The organism is Streptomyces sp. WI03-4A (assembly GCF_033792105.1).
In the GTDB taxonomy this organism is placed as follows: Bacteria; Actinomycetota; Actinomycetes; order Streptomycetales; family Streptomycetaceae; genus Streptomyces; species Streptomyces collinus_A.
Window position 1 is genome coordinate 101,111 of sequence record NZ_JARAUO010000018.1, and the last position, 14,358, is coordinate 115,468.

The window sequence follows — 14,358 nt, forward strand, 5'->3', positions numbered from 1 at the left end:
CTCCCCGCTGCGGCCCGGACCCGCATCTCGGGATCCGGCGACCCCTGCCCCCATGCGTGCCCACAGTGTTTGTGACAGTTTGGTGGCGTATGTCCGTCGCCACAGAAAGGCCCGCCCCATGAGCACACCCGGCTTCGGATTCGGCCGCAGTCCCTTCGAGGAGTTCGACGAGCTGATGTCCCGGTTCTTCGGGCCGGGCGGACAGGCGGCCCCGGCCGCCCGCAGGCCCCAGCGCGTCGACATCGGCAGCCTGCTCTCCGAGCGGGCCATGGAGCTGGTGGCGGAGGCCAGGGACATCGCGGGTGCCGAGGGCAGCGAGGAGCTGGACGCCCGCCACCTGCTGGCCGCGGCGACCAGCAACGAGTCCACGCGGCGCCTGCTCACCGAGTCCGGCACCGACCCCGACCGGCTCCGCGAGCAACTGGGCGCCGCCGGAAACGGGGGCGAGCGGACCGAACCCACGACGCTCACCCCGTCGGCCAAGCGCGCCCTCCTGGACGCCTACCGCATCTCCCGGGCCGAGGGCGCCTCCTACATCGGCCCCGGCCATCTGCTGCGGGCCCTCGCCGCCAACCCGGAGTCGGCCGCCGGGCAGGCGCTCGGCGACGGCGGCTGGGAACCCACCCGGCTGCCCACCGAGGGCACGGCCGAGCGGAAGAAGCCCAGCAGCACCCCGACCGTCGACGAGTACGGCCGTGATCTCACCCAGGACGCCCGCGACGGCCGCCTCGACCCGGTGATCGGGCGCGACGACGAGGTCGAGCAGACCATCGAGGTGCTCTCCCGGCGCAGCAAGAACAACCCCGTCCTGATCGGCGACCCCGGAGTCGGCAAGACCGCCGTGGTCGAGGGCATCGCCCAGCGCATCGTCGCCGGCGACGTGCCGAGGACGCTCGCCGACAAGCGGCTGGTCTCGCTGGACCTGGCCGGCATGGTGGCCGGCACCAAGTACCGGGGCGAGTTCGAGGAACGCCTGAAGAAGCTGCTGGACGAGGTCGGCGAGCACGGCGACGAACTCATCCTGTTCCTCGACGAGCTGCACACCATGGTCGGGGCGGGAGGCGGCGGCGAGGGCGCGATGGACGCCGGCAACATGCTCAAGCCCGCCCTGGCCCGCGGGGAGCTGCACCTGATCGGCGCGACGACGGTGGACGAGTACCGCAGGCACATCGAGAAGGACGCCGCCCTGGAGCGCCGCTTCGCGCCCATCCTGGTCGGCGAGCCCAGCGTCGACGACACCATCGAGATCCTGCGCGGTCTGCGCGATCGCTACGAGGCCCACCACCAGGTCCGCATCACCGACGAGGCGGTGGTCGCCGCGGCCGAGCTGTCCGACCGGTACATCACCTCCCGCTTCCTGCCCGACAAGGCGATCGACCTGATGGACCAGGCCGCCGCCCGGGTCAGGCTGCGGGCCAAGACCCCGCTGGAGGACACCCGGGAGATCGAGGACCGCGTCGCCGCCCTGAACCGGGAGAAGGACCAGGCGGTCGCCGACGAGGAGTACGAGCGCGCCAAGGAACTCAGGGACCGGATCAAGGAGGCCGAGGCCGAACTGGCCGCGGCGGGCCGGACCGACGAGCACGCCCCGAAGGTCACCGCCGAGGACATCGCCCAGGTCGTCTCCCGCACCACCGGCATCCCGGTCGCCCAGCTCACCGAGGAGGAGCGGGAGCGGCTGATGAAGCTGGAGGAGCACCTGCACGAGCGGGTGGTCGGCCAGGACGAGGCGATCACCGCCGTCGCCCGGGCCGTGCGCCGCGCCCGGGCCGGCATGAGCGACCCCAACCGTCCTGTCGGCAGCTTCCTGTTCCTCGGCCCGACCGGCGTCGGCAAGACCGAACTGGCCCGCGCGCTCGCTGCCGCCCTCTTCGGCGACGAGAGCCGCATGATCCGCCTGGACATGAGCGAGTTCCAGGAGCGGCACACCGTCTCCCGGCTGGTCGGCGCCCCGCCCGGATACGTCGGCCACGAGGAGGCCGGCCAGCTCACCGAGGCCGTGCGCAGGCAGCCGTACGCCGTCCTGCTGCTGGACGAGGTGGAGAAGGCCCACCCCGACGTCTTCAACACCCTGCTGCAGCTCCTGGACGACGGCCGCCTCACCGACTCCCAGGGCCGTACCGTCGACTTCAAGAACACCGTCGTCATCATGACGTCGAACATCGGCGCCGACCGCATCCTGGCCGCGGGCACGGAGGACTACGGCAAGATCCGTGAGGCGGTCATGCCGGTCCTCCAGCAGCACTTCCGGCCGGAGTTCCTCAACCGCATCGACGAGATCATCGTCTTCCGCGGCCTGGACCGCACCGAACTGCGCCAGGTCGTGGACCTGATGCTCGAGCACACCCGGCGCCGCCTGCACGCCCAGGACGTCTCCCTGGAGGTCACCGACGCGGCCGCCGACCTGCTCGCGAACCTCGGCTACCAGCCCGACTTCGGCGCCCGCCCGCTGCGCCGCACCATCCAGCGCGAGGTGGACGACCGCCTCGCCGACCTGCTGCTCTCCGGCCAACTGGAGGCGGGCGACCGGGCGGTGGTGGACGCGTCGGACGGCTCGGTGGAGATCCGGACGGACAAGCCGGCCGCCGTGGAGGGCTGAGCCCCGTTCAGCGAGCCGGTGCGAAGAGCGCGGCGAGGCGCCGGTAGGAGTCCAGCAGCGCCGCGCGGTCGTGGCCGCTGGTGGTGACCAGCACCTCGTCGGCGCCGGTCTCCTTCAGCACCGACTCCAGTTCGTGGGCGACCTGGTCGCCGGTGCCCGCGATGTGCCCGCCGAGCCCGGACTCGTAGAAGCCGCGTTCCTTCGCGGTCATCGCGCGCTCCAGGACCGCCTCGGCGGGCGCCAGCGGCGGGAAGGTGCCGTGGGTCCGCGAGTACGCCATGGCCCACGCCTCCGGGACCAGCAGCCGCCGGGCCTCCTCGGCGGTCCCGGCGACGGCCACCGTGCCGGAGACGATCACGTACGGCTCCGGCGCCCACGGCGAGGGGCGGAACAGGGAGCGGTACTCCTCCACGCCGCGCAGCATCCGCTCGCGCCCTCGCAGGTCCCCGATGACCATCGGCAGACCGGCGCGGGCGGCGATGCGCGCGCCCTCGCCCATGGCCAGCACGAACGGCGGCACGCGCAGGCCCTCCGCCGGCCGGGCGTGCACCCCGGTCGGTGAGGTCCCGGCGAACCAGCCGAGCAGCTCGTCGAGTTGCGCGGCGAAGTCCTCGGCGTCCTCCCTGCCGCGCCCCAGTGCCCGGCGCACCCCGTCGGTGAAGCCCACGGAACGGCCGAGCCCCATGTCGATCCGGCCCGGGAAGAGCGCTTCGAGCACCCCGAACTGTTCGGCCACCACCAGGGGCTGGTGGTTGGGCAGCATGACCCCGCCGGTGCCCACCCGGATGGTGCCGGTCGCGGCCGCCACGGCGGCGGCGAGCACGGTCGGCGCCGACCCGGCGACCCCGGGCACCCCGTGGTGCTCGGAGACCCAGAAGCGGTGGTAGCCGAGCGCCTCCGCCTCCCGGGCCAGCGCGACGGTGTCCCGCAGCGCCTGGGCGGGCGGGTCGCCCTCCCGGGTACGGGAGCGGTCGAGGACGGAGAACCTGGTCCGGGCGATCACTGCACTCACGCAGGGTTCAACGCCGCGGCGGCCGGGGGATTCCCGCCGTCACCCACGGCCACGGCCCGTCACGGCCCGCCCGGGCGCGCGCCCCGGCCGCCGGCGGCCGGTCAGCGCCCCGTCCGGGCCCGGGCGCCGCGCGGCGCCCGGATCATCTGCAGCTCCAGCGTGAGCGGCGGCCCGGCGACCCCGGGACCGCCCGCGCCGGCCCACTCGGCGACCTCGTCGGTGCACGCCTCGTCCAGGGCGAACCCGATCCAGGTGGGTCGCCCGCCCGCCCGGCGGCCCTCGGCGGACGGGCGCACCACCAGCACGTTCGCCTGGTCGCACGGGCCGAGGCAGTCGCTCGTCCGCACCTCGAAACCGCCCTCGGCGGCCGCCGCCCGCAGCCGCTCCAGCTGCCCCCGGTGGTCGGCCCCCGGGTGCTTGGCCGGGTCGCCGCAACAGCAGCCCCGGCAGACGACGACGGCGCAGGGGCGTTCGGAGGCGGCCGGGACGGGCCGGGGAGCGGAAGACATGACAGAAGCATGAGGCCCGCCGACGGCGGAAGTTGAGGCGGGGTGACTACGCTGAACCCGTGACCGACAGCAGCGGACGTCCGGTCGGGGTTTTCGACCTCGACAACACCCTCGCCGACACCGCCCACCGGCAGCACTTCCTGACGGGCAGACCGCGCGACTGGAACGGGTTCTTCGCCGCCGCGCCCGCCGACCCGCCGCTCGCCGAGGGCGTGGCGCTCGTCCTGGAGACGGCCCGGGTGTGCGAGATCGTCTACCTCACCGGGCGGCCCGAGCGCTGCCGCCGCGACACGCTGGACTGGCTCGCGGCCCAGGGGCTGCCCGAGGGCCGCGTCCACATGCGCCGGGACGCCGACCGCAGGCCCGCGCGGTTCACCAAGCTGGAGATCCTGCGGCGGCTCGCCCGCGACCGCGAGGTCCGGGTGCTCGTCGACGACGACGAACTCGTCTGCGACGACGCCGAGCGGGCCGGCTTCACCGTCGTGCGGGCCCGCTGGGCCGCCGAATCGGAGGCGCTGAAGGACGCGCAGGAGCGCGAGGGCAGGACCTGACGACCGCCGGCTACTCCGCGCCGTCGCCGTCCTCGATGCGGAACCCCACCTTCAGGCCCACCTGGTAGTGCTCGACCCGGCCGTTCTCGATCTGGCCGCGCACCTGGGTCACCTCGAACCAGTCCAGGTTGCGCAGCGTCTGTCCCGCACGCGAGATGCCGTTGCGGATGGCCTGGTCGAGACCTTCGTGCGAGGTGCCGACGATCTCGGTGACCCGGTAGGTGTGGTTCGACATGCGGGTGCTCCTCTCCGCCGTGAGAGCGCGGAACGCGTCCCTCACGTCCGTCGTGACCGGTGTGTCACGCCGTACTCCACCGTGCCGTATCCGCGCCCGGTGCGCGAGATGTCGCACCTGTACCGCCCGTTTCGCTTGACCTACGCATTGGTCCATACCAAAATCCCGTACACCCGTACGAGCTTCCGCTCGTCCCCCCACCTCGGGCCCTCTCGCCTGTCCGCACCGCCCATGCCAGACAGAACAGGACCCTCTCGTGAGACGTCGTCTGCTCGCCCTCATCTGTGTCACCGGTTCGCTCGTGAGCGGCTGCGGCCTCCTCCCGGGCGGCCACGACCGGCACACCGTCACCGTGTGGCTGATGAAGGACAGTGCCTCCAAGGAGTTCCTGGCGCGCTTCACCGAGGACTTCGAACGCACCCACACCGACCAGCGCCTGGACATCCGCATCCAGGAGTGGACCGGCATCGTCGAGAAGGTCCGGAAGGCGCTCAGGAGCCACGCGAAGGACGCCCCCGACGTCATCGAGGTGGGCAACACCCAGGTCCCGCAGTACGTCGACGACGGCCGGCTCACCGACCTCACCCTGGAGTCCATGCGCGACTGGGGCACGGAGCACTGGCTGCCGGGCCTCGCCGAACCCGGCAAGGAGGGCAACAAGCAGTACGGCGTGCCCTGGTACGCGGCCAACCGGGTGGTCATCTACCGCAAGGACCTCTTCGAGCGGGCCGGCGTCACCGAGCCGCCGAAGACCCGCGACGCCTGGCTCGACGACACCGAGAAGCTGAACTCGGGCGGCGACCAGGGGATATACCTCGCCGGACAGGACTGGTACACGCTCTCCGGCTTCATCTGGGACGAGGGAGGCGAACTCGCCCAGGAGAAGGACTACGAGTGGCGGGGCACCCTGGACACCCCGGCCGCCCTGCGCGGCATGGCCTTCTACCGGCGGCTCCAGGCGCTCGGCGAGGGCCCCGTGGACTCGGACGAGGAACACCCGCCCCAGGCCGGGGTGTTCGCGGGCGGCAAGGTCGCCCAGATCGTCGCCGTGCCCGGGCTCGCCCAGGCCATCGTGCAGCAGAACCCCGGCCTCAAGGGCAAGCTCGGCTTCTTCCCGGTGCCCGGCAAGAGCGCCGCCCGGCCCGGCACGGTCTTCACCGGCGGCTCCGACCTCGTCGTCCCACAGAACACCGACGACCAGTTCGCCGCGACCGCCGTCATCGGGGCGCTCACCGGCGCCAAATGGGACACCGAACTCGCCCGCACCATGAACTACGTGCCCAACAAGACCACGCTGGCCGGCGCGGTCGCCGGGGAGGAGGGGGTCGCCGCCATGGCGGCGGGCGCCGCACACGGCCGGGCGACCCCCAACACCCCTCAGTGGGCGGCCGTCGAGGCCGACAACCCGATCAAGGGGTACATGACCAGGGTGATCGGCGGGGCGGACCCGGCGACCGAGGCCCGCCGGGCCTCCCGCAAGATCACCGAGGCCCTCGCCACCGACCTGGGCTGACCCGGGCGCGCCGCGCGTCCCGGCCGGCGAGCCCTCGCCGGTGCGCCCCGCTCAGCGCGCCACGCTGAGCGACAGCGCGAAGCGGCCCCCGGCATCCGTCCACCAGTGGGTCAGTTCGAGTCCGGAGGCGGCGAGTTCGGCGCTCACCCCTTCCCGGCGGAACTTCGCCGACACCTCGGTCCGCAGGTCCTCGCCCGCCGCGAAGTGCACGGCGAGGTCCAGCGCGGGCACCTTGACGGTCTGCGCGGTGCGGGAGCGCAGCCGCATCTCGATCCACTCCCGCTCCGCGTCCCACAGCGCCACGTGGTCGAAGGCGTCCGGGTCGAAGTCGGCGCCCAGCTCCCGGTTCACGACGGCCAGCACGTTCTTGTCGAACGCGGCCGTCACCCCGGCCGCGTCGTCGTACGCCCGGACCAGAGTCCGCTCGTCCTTGACCAGGTCCGTGCCGAGCAGCAGCCCGTCGCCCGGTGCGAGCAGCGCGCGTACGGAGGCGAGGAACTTCTCCCGCTCGGCGGGCAGCAGGTTGCCGATGGTGCCTCCGAGGAAGGCCACCAGCCGGGGTCCGGGCGTCGCCGGCAGTTCCAGCGGTGCGGTGAAGTCGGCGATGAGCGCGTGCACGTCGAGGCCGGGCCGCTCCTCGATCAGCGCCCGCCCGGCCTGGGTCAGAGCGCTCTCGCTGACGTCCACGGGCACGTAGGACCGCAGCGAGGTGAGCGCGTCGAGCAGGAAGCGGGTCTTCTCCGACGAGCCGGAACCCAGCTCCACCAGGGTGCGCGCCCCGCTCGCGGCGGCGATCTCGCCGGACCGGTCGGCGAGGATCTCCCGTTCGGCCCGCGTCGGGTAGTACTCGGGCAGTTGGGTGATCCGCTCGAACAGCTCGCTGCCCACGGCGTCGTAGAACCACTTCGGCGGCAGCGTCTTGGGGTGGTCGGTGAGGCCGCTCAGGACATCGGCGCGCAGCGCGGCGTCCGTGGCGTCCTCGGGGAGGGTGCGGGTGACGTGCAGGGGACTCACGTACGGGGCTCCTTCGGGGATGGGGGTCCCCCCGCTCGGGCGGAGCTGGGAGTGGGGGAGAGGGCCGGGTCCTCGAGCGGGGCGAGCAGGACGCCGGCCCGGTTCGCGGTGAGCACGGTGCGGTCGGGGACCTCCTGCCAGAGCGGGTCGTCGTCGTACGGCTCGGAGGCGACGACCGTGCCCGTGCCGGGCTCGGCGCGGTACCAGAGGCTGTCGCCCCAGGCGGTGGCCGCGATGGTGACGCCGTCGGTGAGCAGCAGGTTCAGCCGGGAGGCGGGCGCCGCCTCGGCGAGCGAGCGCACCACCGTGCCCAGGGCCCGCGCGGGCTCGTCGCCGGAGCGCAGCCGGTGCAGCACCAGCGCCCAGACGAAGGCGGAGTCGGTGCGCGCCTGCAGCGACAGCAGGTCGACCGGGGGCAGGGCCGCGACCAGCGGTGCCGCGGCGTCCGGCCAGCCGGCCACGGCGCCGTTGTGGCTGAACAGCCACTCCCCGGCGGCGAAGGGTGCCGCCGCGGCCTCGGCGTCCGCGCCCGCGAGGGTCGCGTCGCGTACGGCGGCGAGCACCGCGCCGGACCGCACCACCCGGGCCAGGTCGGCGAAGGACAGGTCTGCCCAGACCGGCCCCGCCCGCCGGTAGCGGGCCGGCACCGGGTCGTCCGCGACGTACCAGCCCACCCCGAAACCGTCGGCGTTGACCGTCCCGTGCCGCTGCCGCCGCGGCGCCCACGACTGCCGGTACAGGCTGTGCGGTGGTTCCACGAGGAGCCGGCCGAGCGACTCCTCCGGCCCCACGTAGGCGAGGTGGCGGCACATCAGACGGCCTCCGAGCGGGCGGTGCGGAACCCGGAGAAGATCTGCCGCCGGATCGGGTGGTCCCAGTTGCGGAACGTGCCCCGGCACGCCACCGGGTCCACGGCGAACGAGCCGCCCCGCAGCACCTTGTACGCGGGGCCGAAGAACACCTCCGAGTACTCCTTGTACGGGAACGTCCGGAACCCCGGGTACGGCAGGAAGTCGCTCGACGTCCACTCCCACACGTCCCCGATGAGCTGGCGCACGCCCAGCGGCGACGCGCCGGCCGGGTAGCTGCCGGCCGGGGCGGGCCTGAGGTGCCGCTGGCCCAGGTTGGCGTGCTCGGGCTCCGGGTCGGCGTCGCCCCACGGATAGCGGGTGGAGCGGCCGGAGACCGGGTCGTGGCGGGCGGCCTTCTCCCACTCCGCCTCGGTGGGCAGCCGGCGGCCGGCCCAGCGGGCGTAGGCGTCCGCCTCGTACCAGCACACGTGCAGCACCGGCTCGTCGGCCGGCACCGCCTCGGTGACCCCGAAGCGGCGCCGCAGCCACTGCCCGCCGTCCCGGCGCCAGAACAGCGGGGCGGTCAGCGAGTGCTGCCGGACGTGCGCCCAGCCCTCCGGTGTCCACCAGCGCTCCGTGTCGTAGCCGCCGTCCTCGATGAACGCCTGGTACGCCGCGTTCGTCACCGGGGTGGTGTCGATCCAGAACGGCGCCACGTCCACCGGGTGCGCCGGGCGCTCGTTGTCCAGCGCCCAGGGTTCGGTGGAGGTGCCCATCGTGAACGGGCCGCCGGGGACCAGGACTTCGGCCGGGCCCGGGAACAGCGGGACCGGTTCCGGGTCCGGGGCGGTCAGGGCCTGGGGACCCTTGCGGAGCTGATGGGTGATCAGCATGGTCTCGTCGTGCTGCTGTTCGTGCTGCGCGATCATCCCGAAGGCGAACCCGGCCTCGGTCAGCCGGCTGCCGTGGAAGTCGGCGGCCGTCAGCAGGTCCACCACCCGGCCGCGCACCTCGGCCGCGTAACCGCGGGCCTCGGCGGGCGGCAGCAGCGGCAGCGAGGGGCGCTCGGCCCGCGGGTGCTCGAAGGCGTCGTACAGGCCGTCGATCTCGGGCCGCATCGCCTCGCGGCCGCCGACCGCCCGCAGCAGCCACTGCTCCTCCTGGTTGCCGATGTGCGCGAGGTCCCAGACCAGCGGCGACATCAGCGGGGAGTGCTGTGCGGTGAGATCGGGGTCCTCCACACAGCTGGTCAGCAGGGTGGTGCGAGCGCGTGCGGTGGTGAGCGAGGCGAGCGCGCGCTCGCGCAGCACCTCCGCCTCGGGTACCGACGTCTTCTCGGTCTCGGGGGCGGTCATGTGCGGATGTCCTTCCTCCCGTGGGCGGTGCGCCTGCCCCCGGTCGCATGCGGCCGGGGCCGGTGGGTGTTCGTGCCGTGCAGGCGGTCCAGCAGGTCGTCGGCCGGGCAGCGGCCCCGCTCGACGTAGCGGTCCGAGAACGCCGCCACGGCGTCGGTGACCGCGGGGGTGGCGCCGAGCCGGGGCAGCGCCCGCAGCGCCGCCTCGAAACAGGTGACGGCGGCCTCCCGCAGCTCGGGGTCGGCGAGCCCGTGCCGGGCCGCGTCGAGCCACAGCGGATTGTGCGGGGCGGGCAGGTTCAGCGACCGCTCCACCAGGGGCTTCACCGCCTGGTGCGCGACCTCGGTGGCTTCCGGGTCGTCGAACAGCGCCGTCGTGACCGCCAGCGGCACGATCCAGCCGTCGTCGCCGGGCTGCGCGTCGATCATGCGCAGCTCCAGGTGCCCGCGCGGCCGGACCGGCGGGAACAGGGTGGTCAGGTGGTAGTCGAGATCCGCCCGGGTGGGCGGCCGCGGGGACCGCGAGCGGGTCCACTCGCGGAACGTCAGCTCCTCCGGCACGTGCCAGGGGCCGCTGTCGCGGCGGACGCACATGACCGGGGAGTCCAGCACGTGCCGGGCCCAGGCGCTCCGGGGGTCGCCGTCCGGCGCGGGAGCGCCCGCCCGGCCGGCGCCGATCTCCATCCACAGCAGCTGCCGGGTGGAGGCCCAGCCGGTGGGCTCCAGGCCGACCAGCGGGGAGTTGGCGAACGCGGCCACCAGAACCGCGCCCAGATGGTGGGCCAGCCACCAGCGCCGTTCGTGCCCGAGCGGCCCGGGTTGCTCCAGCCCGGCGTCCAGGCAGACCTGGACGGAGGCCGAGGTGCACATCATGTGCCGGCCGGCCGTGCCGGTACGGTCGAGGCACGCCTCCATGGCGTCGTAGCGCGGTTCGCGCAGGAACCGGCGGGGCGTGTGCCAGGGGTCGTGGCCGGCGCCGAGCAGTCCGAGGCCGTGCTCGGCGAGGACCGCGCGGACGGTGTCCAGGTCGGCCGAGACGACGTCCACGCACTCCATCAGGGAGGCGGCGGGCGGCGAGCTCAGCTCCAGCTGGCCGCCGGGTTCGACGGTCAGCGGCGACCGCAGGGGCACGGTCCGCAGGGCGGCGTAGGCCGCTTCGAGTCTTTCGGGTGTCACCGGGAGCTGCGGCAGCCGCAGCTCGTGGACGAACCATTCCACTTCGACCCCGAGCGTGCGGGGCGGTCCGGTTTTGAAGCAGATGCCCCGGACGAGGGCCTCCACCTCGGCTTCGGTGACGGCGGTGCGGGGGTCCGTACAGTCGCCACCTTCGTGTGTCGAGTCAGACATGTCGGGATCCTCCTGAGATTCCACCATGCCACCCGCCCGGCCCGGGGATGGGCCGCGCAGGCACTCGTCCCACCCAAGACCCTCGCGCCGAATCGCACAAGAGTGCCCAACGGGACGTTCCGGATCGGTAACCTCCGTTTCCTCGCGCGTTCCCGGCCTGTTCCGGGGCCGGGAAACTCCGTTGCACCGCATCCCAGCATCACCCAGGATGCGTGCATGAGCACGACGGGGGATTCCGCGCGGGCCGTGATCACGGCGTCCACGGGGGTGGCGCCATGAGCGCGCGCCTGCGCGGCATCGCGACGCAGACCGAGCGCATCGTGGCGGCGGGGGAGTACCGCGCGCCGGACGGCCGGCAGGTGTCCGTGGCGGCGGCGGTCGAGGCCGCCCGGGCGGGCACGCGGATGTTCGGTCCCGGGCCCATTCCGGTGCCCCGGACCGGCGACGCGGAGACGTCCTTCGAGGTCACCGGCGAGAGCAGCCTCGAGGCCGCCCGCCGCTGGGCGGACACGCCGGTGGCCGTGCTCAACTTCGCCTCCGCCCGCAACCCGGGCGGCGGCTACCTGAACGGCGCCCAGGCCCAGGAGGAGGCCCTGTGCCGTGCCTCGGCGCTGTACACCTGCCTCCTCAGGGCCCGGCCGTTCTACGACCACCATCGCGCCCACCGCGACCCGTTCTACACCGACCGGGTGATCCACACCCCGGCCGTGCCGGTGTTCCGCGACGACCGCGGCGACCTGCTGCCCGAGCCCTTTCCGGCCGGATTCCTGACGGCCGCCGCTCCCAACGCGGGCGTCGTACGGCGTACCGCGCCCGACCGTGCCGGTGAGCTGCCCGCCGCCCTGGCCCGGCGGGCCGAACGCGTGCTGGAGACCGCCGCCGCCCAGGGCTACCGGCGGCTGGTGCTCGGGGCCTGGGGCTGCGGCGTCTTCCAGAACGACCCGGCGCAGGTCGCGGGCGCCTTCCGGACCCTGCTCGGGCCCGGCGGCCGGTTCGCCCGGACCTTCGAACACGTGGTGTTCGGCATCCTGGACAGCACGCCGGGCGCGACGGTCCGGGCGGCCTTCGAGAAGGCGTTCCCGGCGCGTACGGAGCCGGCGGCGCGGTAGGTCCTGGCCGGGCGGGGACGGAGCCGGCGGCACGGCAGACCCGAGCGGGCCGGCACGGGGCGGTCGAACCGGCCGGGGGCGCCCGGGCGGGGACGGGGCATTCAGGTCAGCCGGGCCCGGCCGGGCATCAGCGGGTCCGGTCAGGTCCAGCCGTACCGCTGGTGCAGCCGCTGCCGGACCAGGTTGAACCGCATCCGGTCGAGCGCGCACGCCTCCCGGCGCATCCCGGTCTCGTGCAGCCGCAGCACACGGTCCACGTTCACCCACGAGTCCCGGTCCGACCGGTCCCAGGGGCCGTTGCCTATCGCCACCCATTCCCGGTCGTCGTCGTGCCGCTTGCTGGAGAGCTGGACGGCGAGGAAGGTGCCCGCCGCCTCCCGGGCGACGACCAGCACCGGGCGGTCCTTGCCCCGGCCGTCGTTCTCCTCGAACGGCACCCAGGTCCAGACGATCTCCCCGGGGTCCGGGTCGCCGTCGTGGGCGGGGGAGTACTCGGTGCGCACCGCGCCGACCTCGCGCGGGTCGGCCTCGGTGGTGGCGTGGGGGCCGCGACGGCCCGGGACCTCTTCGTCGTTGTACGTGCTCACGCCCGCACCCTAACCGTCCGGTCCCGACGGGCAACGGGCGCCCGGCGTCTCAGGTTTGGACCGGCGCCGCCGCCGCGTGCGACCGGATCCGCAGGCCCGGGCGGCGGCGGTGCACGGTCAGGTACGTCAGGCCGTGCCCGCCCGCGGTGATGCTGCGCGCGGAGCCGTGCGGCAGCCAGCACAGGGCGCCCTCGGCCAGCGGCTCGGGCGCGTCCGTCGCCCCCTTGCCGAGCACACCGTCCCCGCGGACCACGAGCACCAGCACGTCCAGGTCCGGCTCGCGGTGGGAGTCGACCCGGTCGCCCGGGGCGAGCCGGACGACGTTGGCGTCCAGCTGCCGGCCGGTCTCGGCCAGCTTCCACAGCACCCCGGCCGCCTGCGGCGGGGCGTCGGCCAGCGCGCCGGTGTCGCACAGCAGCCGCGGCTCCGCGTCCGGCTCCCCGCCCGGACCGGTCTCGAACGCGGACGACGACGTCATGGGGCACCCCTCGCTGCTCGGCCTCTGCTGCCGCCCCTACCATTACTACAAGTACCGGCTGTACAAAATACGCGCAGGTGAGAGGGGTGACGGCCCATGGTCACGGGGGAGAGCCCCCAGCGCCGGAAGGTGCTGGACCTGCTGCGGACCGCCCCGGGGCCGCTCGGTGTCACGGAGGCCGCCGGCCGGCTCGGCGTCCACCCCAACACCGTGCGCTTCCACCTGGACGCCCTGGTCGCCGAGGGCCGGGCAGAGCGCACCGCCGAGGCGCCCTCCGGACCCGGCCGCCCCCGCGCGGTCTACACCGCGCGGCCCGGCATGGACCGCGGCGGCACCCGCGGCTACCGCCTGCTCGCCCGGATGCTGCTCGGCAGGTGGGCCTCGGCCGACCCGGCCGAGGCGCGCGCGGAGGCGATGGAGACCGGGCGCGGCTGGGGCCGTCTGCTGGTCGACCCGCTGCCGCCGCACGAGCGGCCGACCGCCGAGCGGTCGGCGGCCCGGCTGGTCGCCCTGCTGGACGACCTGGGCTTCGCCCCGCGGCCTGAGGGAGCGGACGCGCCCGGCGCGGCACCGCGCCGGGTCCGCCTCGGGCACTGCCCCTTCCTGGAACTGGCCGAGGAGCACGGTTCGCTGGTGTGCCCGCTCCACCTGGGGCTGATGCAGGGCGCGCTGTCCGGACTCGATGCCCCGCTGACGGCCACCGGCCTCGAGCCGTTCGCCGAACCCGACTCCTGCCTGGCCCACCTGACCGAGGTGCCCGGCGGACCGCAGAAGGAATAAACACCCCGATGAACCCCGCGGCGGCCGCCACGGCGAGCGCGATCGTCTTCGTCTGGCTCGGCATGGTGCTGGCGATCTCCTTCCTGGAGGCGCCGCTGAAGTTCCGCGCCCCGGGCGTGACCATCCCCGTCGGCCTGGGCATCGGCCGCCTGGTGTTCCGGGCGCTGAACACCGTCGAGACGGCCCTGGCCGCCGTGGCGGTCGTCGCCGTCGTGGCGGGCGGCGCCCCGGCCGGCGTGACCTGGCTGACCGCCGCCGTGGCGGTCCTGTCGGCCGCGCAGCCGGCCGTCGTCCGGCCGCGGCTGAACCGCAGGTCCGATCGGGTCCTCGCGGGCGAGGACCTGCCCCGCTCGCGCGGCCACCTCTGGTACGTGGCACTGGAGTTCGCGAAGGTCCTGGCGCTGGTCGCGCTGGGTGTCGGCCTGGTCAGGCTCTGACCCGGCGACGCCCGCCGACACGGCAGGGCCGGGGCCGCTGGT

General features: G+C 74.3%; 15 protein-coding genes. 6 read left to right on the forward strand and 9 right to left on the reverse strand.

Features of this window, described 5'->3' with window-relative positions; translation table 11 throughout:
• Nucleotides 1–118: 118 nt before the first annotated feature.
• Nucleotides 119–2,599 carry an ATP-dependent Clp protease ATP-binding subunit gene (locus PV343_RS19900; protein ID WP_319148295.1) on the forward strand — a complete coding sequence of 827 codons (2,481 nt, stop codon included), beginning with the start codon at nucleotides 119–121 and terminating at the stop codon, nucleotides 2,597–2,599.
• A gap of 7 nt (nucleotides 2,600–2,606) precedes the next feature.
• On the opposite strand, the gene PV343_RS19905 is transcribed toward PV343_RS19900, so the two are convergent.
• Nucleotides 2,607–3,611 carry an LLM class flavin-dependent oxidoreductase gene (locus tag PV343_RS19905; RefSeq protein ID WP_319148296.1) on the reverse strand — a complete coding sequence of 335 codons (1,005 nt, stop codon included), beginning with the start codon at nucleotides 3,609–3,611 and terminating at the stop codon, nucleotides 2,607–2,609.
• A 101-nt stretch (nucleotides 3,612–3,712) separates the two neighbouring features.
• A complete protein-coding gene (locus tag PV343_RS19910; protein WP_319148297.1) occupies nucleotides 3,713–4,120 on the reverse strand; it encodes a (2Fe-2S) ferredoxin domain-containing protein in 408 nt (135 codons plus the stop codon).
• A 59-nt stretch (nucleotides 4,121–4,179) separates the two neighbouring features.
• Here PV343_RS19910 and PV343_RS19915 point away from each other — a divergent pair, with 59 nt between their 5' ends.
• Nucleotides 4,180–4,671, forward strand: coding sequence for a hypothetical protein (locus PV343_RS19915; protein ID WP_319148298.1), 492 nt, complete (start codon nucleotides 4,180–4,182; stop codon nucleotides 4,669–4,671).
• A 10-nt stretch (nucleotides 4,672–4,681) separates the two neighbouring features.
• Here PV343_RS19915 and PV343_RS19920 read toward each other — a convergent pair whose 3' ends face one another.
• Entirely contained in the window at nucleotides 4,682–4,906 is a 225-nt protein-coding gene (locus PV343_RS19920; RefSeq protein WP_319148299.1) for a dodecin, read from the reverse strand.
• Between the two features lie 256 nt (nucleotides 4,907–5,162).
• Between PV343_RS19920 and PV343_RS19925 the strand changes: the two genes are divergently transcribed.
• Nucleotides 5,163–6,419: an extracellular solute-binding protein gene (locus tag PV343_RS19925; protein ID WP_319148300.1), complete on the forward strand. Its 1,257-nt coding sequence runs from the start codon at nucleotides 5,163–5,165 to the stop codon at nucleotides 6,417–6,419.
• A gap of 51 nt (nucleotides 6,420–6,470) precedes the next feature.
• Here the strand turns inward: PV343_RS19925 and egtD are convergent, their stop codons facing one another.
• The 4 genes from egtD to egtA are packed head-to-tail and all read right to left on the reverse strand — an operon-like array spanning nucleotide 6,471 to nucleotide 10,925.
• Complete coding sequence (gene egtD, locus PV343_RS19930) at nucleotides 6,471–7,433, reverse strand: L-histidine N(alpha)-methyltransferase (protein WP_319148301.1); 963 nt, start codon at nucleotides 7,431–7,433, stop codon at nucleotides 6,471–6,473.
• Nucleotides 7,430–8,245, reverse strand: a complete 816-nt coding sequence (gene egtC / locus PV343_RS19935) for an ergothioneine biosynthesis protein EgtC (RefSeq protein WP_319148302.1) — start codon at nucleotides 8,243–8,245, stop codon at nucleotides 7,430–7,432. The genes egtD and egtC overlap by 4 nt, the downstream gene beginning before the upstream one ends.
• Nucleotides 8,245–9,579, reverse strand: a complete 1,335-nt coding sequence (gene egtB, locus PV343_RS19940; protein ID WP_319148303.1) for an ergothioneine biosynthesis protein EgtB — start codon at nucleotides 9,577–9,579, stop codon at nucleotides 8,245–8,247. The genes egtC and egtB overlap by 1 nt, the downstream gene beginning before the upstream one ends.
• On the reverse strand, nucleotides 9,576–10,925 hold the full coding sequence (gene egtA / locus PV343_RS19945; protein ID WP_319148304.1) for an ergothioneine biosynthesis glutamate--cysteine ligase EgtA: 1,350 nt from the start codon (nucleotides 10,923–10,925) through the stop codon (nucleotides 9,576–9,578). Before egtA ends, egtB begins: the two co-directional genes overlap by 4 nt.
• Before the next feature lie 275 nt (nucleotides 10,926–11,200).
• On the opposite strand from egtA, the gene PV343_RS19950 reads away from it, so the two are divergent.
• Nucleotides 11,201–12,034, forward strand: a complete 834-nt coding sequence (locus PV343_RS19950; protein WP_319148305.1) for a TIGR02452 family protein — start codon at nucleotides 11,201–11,203, stop codon at nucleotides 12,032–12,034.
• A gap of 140 nt (nucleotides 12,035–12,174) precedes the next feature.
• On the opposite strand, the gene PV343_RS19955 is transcribed toward PV343_RS19950, so the two are convergent.
• Both PV343_RS19955 and PV343_RS19960 read right to left on the reverse strand, forming a co-directional pair.
• Nucleotides 12,175–12,621, reverse strand: a complete 447-nt coding sequence (locus PV343_RS19955; protein WP_319148306.1) for a type II toxin-antitoxin system PemK/MazF family toxin — start codon at nucleotides 12,619–12,621, stop codon at nucleotides 12,175–12,177.
• Between the two features lie 49 nt (nucleotides 12,622–12,670).
• Nucleotides 12,671–13,099 (reverse strand): hypothetical protein, encoded by a 429-nt coding sequence (locus PV343_RS19960; RefSeq protein ID WP_319148307.1) that lies wholly within the window; start codon nucleotides 13,097–13,099, stop codon nucleotides 12,671–12,673.
• Nucleotides 13,100–13,195: 96 nt separating this feature from the next.
• On the opposite strand from PV343_RS19960, the gene PV343_RS19965 reads away from it, so the two are divergent.
• Both PV343_RS19965 and PV343_RS19970 read left to right on the forward strand, forming a co-directional pair.
• A complete protein-coding gene (locus PV343_RS19965) occupies nucleotides 13,196–13,879 on the forward strand; it encodes a helix-turn-helix transcriptional regulator (RefSeq protein WP_319148308.1) in 684 nt (227 codons plus the stop codon).
• 8 nt (nucleotides 13,880–13,887) lie between these two features.
• The gene (locus PV343_RS19970; RefSeq protein ID WP_319148309.1) at nucleotides 13,888–14,316 is read left to right on the forward strand and encodes a hypothetical protein; all 429 of its coding nucleotides are present in this window, start codon (nucleotides 13,888–13,890) and stop codon (nucleotides 14,314–14,316) included.
• Nucleotides 14,317–14,358: the final 42 nt, after the last annotated feature.

Bases quoted from the DNA above. Each gene is read 5' to 3' on its own strand.
- PV343_RS19900 (WP_319148295.1), top strand. From the start codon at position 119: ATGAGCACACCCGGCTTCGGATTCGGCCGCAGTCCCTTCGAGGAGTTC.
- PV343_RS19910 (WP_319148297.1), bottom strand. From the start codon at position 4,120: ATGTCTTCCGCTCCCCGGCCCGTCCCGGCCGCCTCCGAACGCCCCTGC.
- PV343_RS19920 (WP_319148299.1), bottom strand. From the start codon at position 4,906: ATGTCGAACCACACCTACCGGGTCACCGAGATCGTCGGCACCTCGCAC.
- egtC (WP_319148302.1), bottom strand. From the start codon at position 8,245: ATGTGCCGCCACCTCGCCTACGTGGGGCCGGAGGAGTCGCTCGGCCGG.
- egtB (WP_319148303.1), bottom strand. From the start codon at position 9,579: ATGACCGCCCCCGAGACCGAGAAGACGTCGGTACCCGAGGCGGAGGTG.
- egtA (WP_319148304.1), bottom strand. From the start codon at position 10,925: ATGTCTGACTCGACACACGAAGGTGGCGACTGTACGGACCCCCGCACC.
- PV343_RS19950 (WP_319148305.1), top strand. From the start codon at position 11,201: ATGAGCGCGCGCCTGCGCGGCATCGCGACGCAGACCGAGCGCATCGTG.
- PV343_RS19960 (WP_319148307.1), bottom strand. From the start codon at position 13,099: ATGACGTCGTCGTCCGCGTTCGAGACCGGTCCGGGCGGGGAGCCGGAC.
- PV343_RS19965 (WP_319148308.1), top strand. From the start codon at position 13,196: ATGGTCACGGGGGAGAGCCCCCAGCGCCGGAAGGTGCTGGACCTGCTG.
- PV343_RS19970 (WP_319148309.1), top strand. From the start codon at position 13,888: ATGAACCCCGCGGCGGCCGCCACGGCGAGCGCGATCGTCTTCGTCTGG.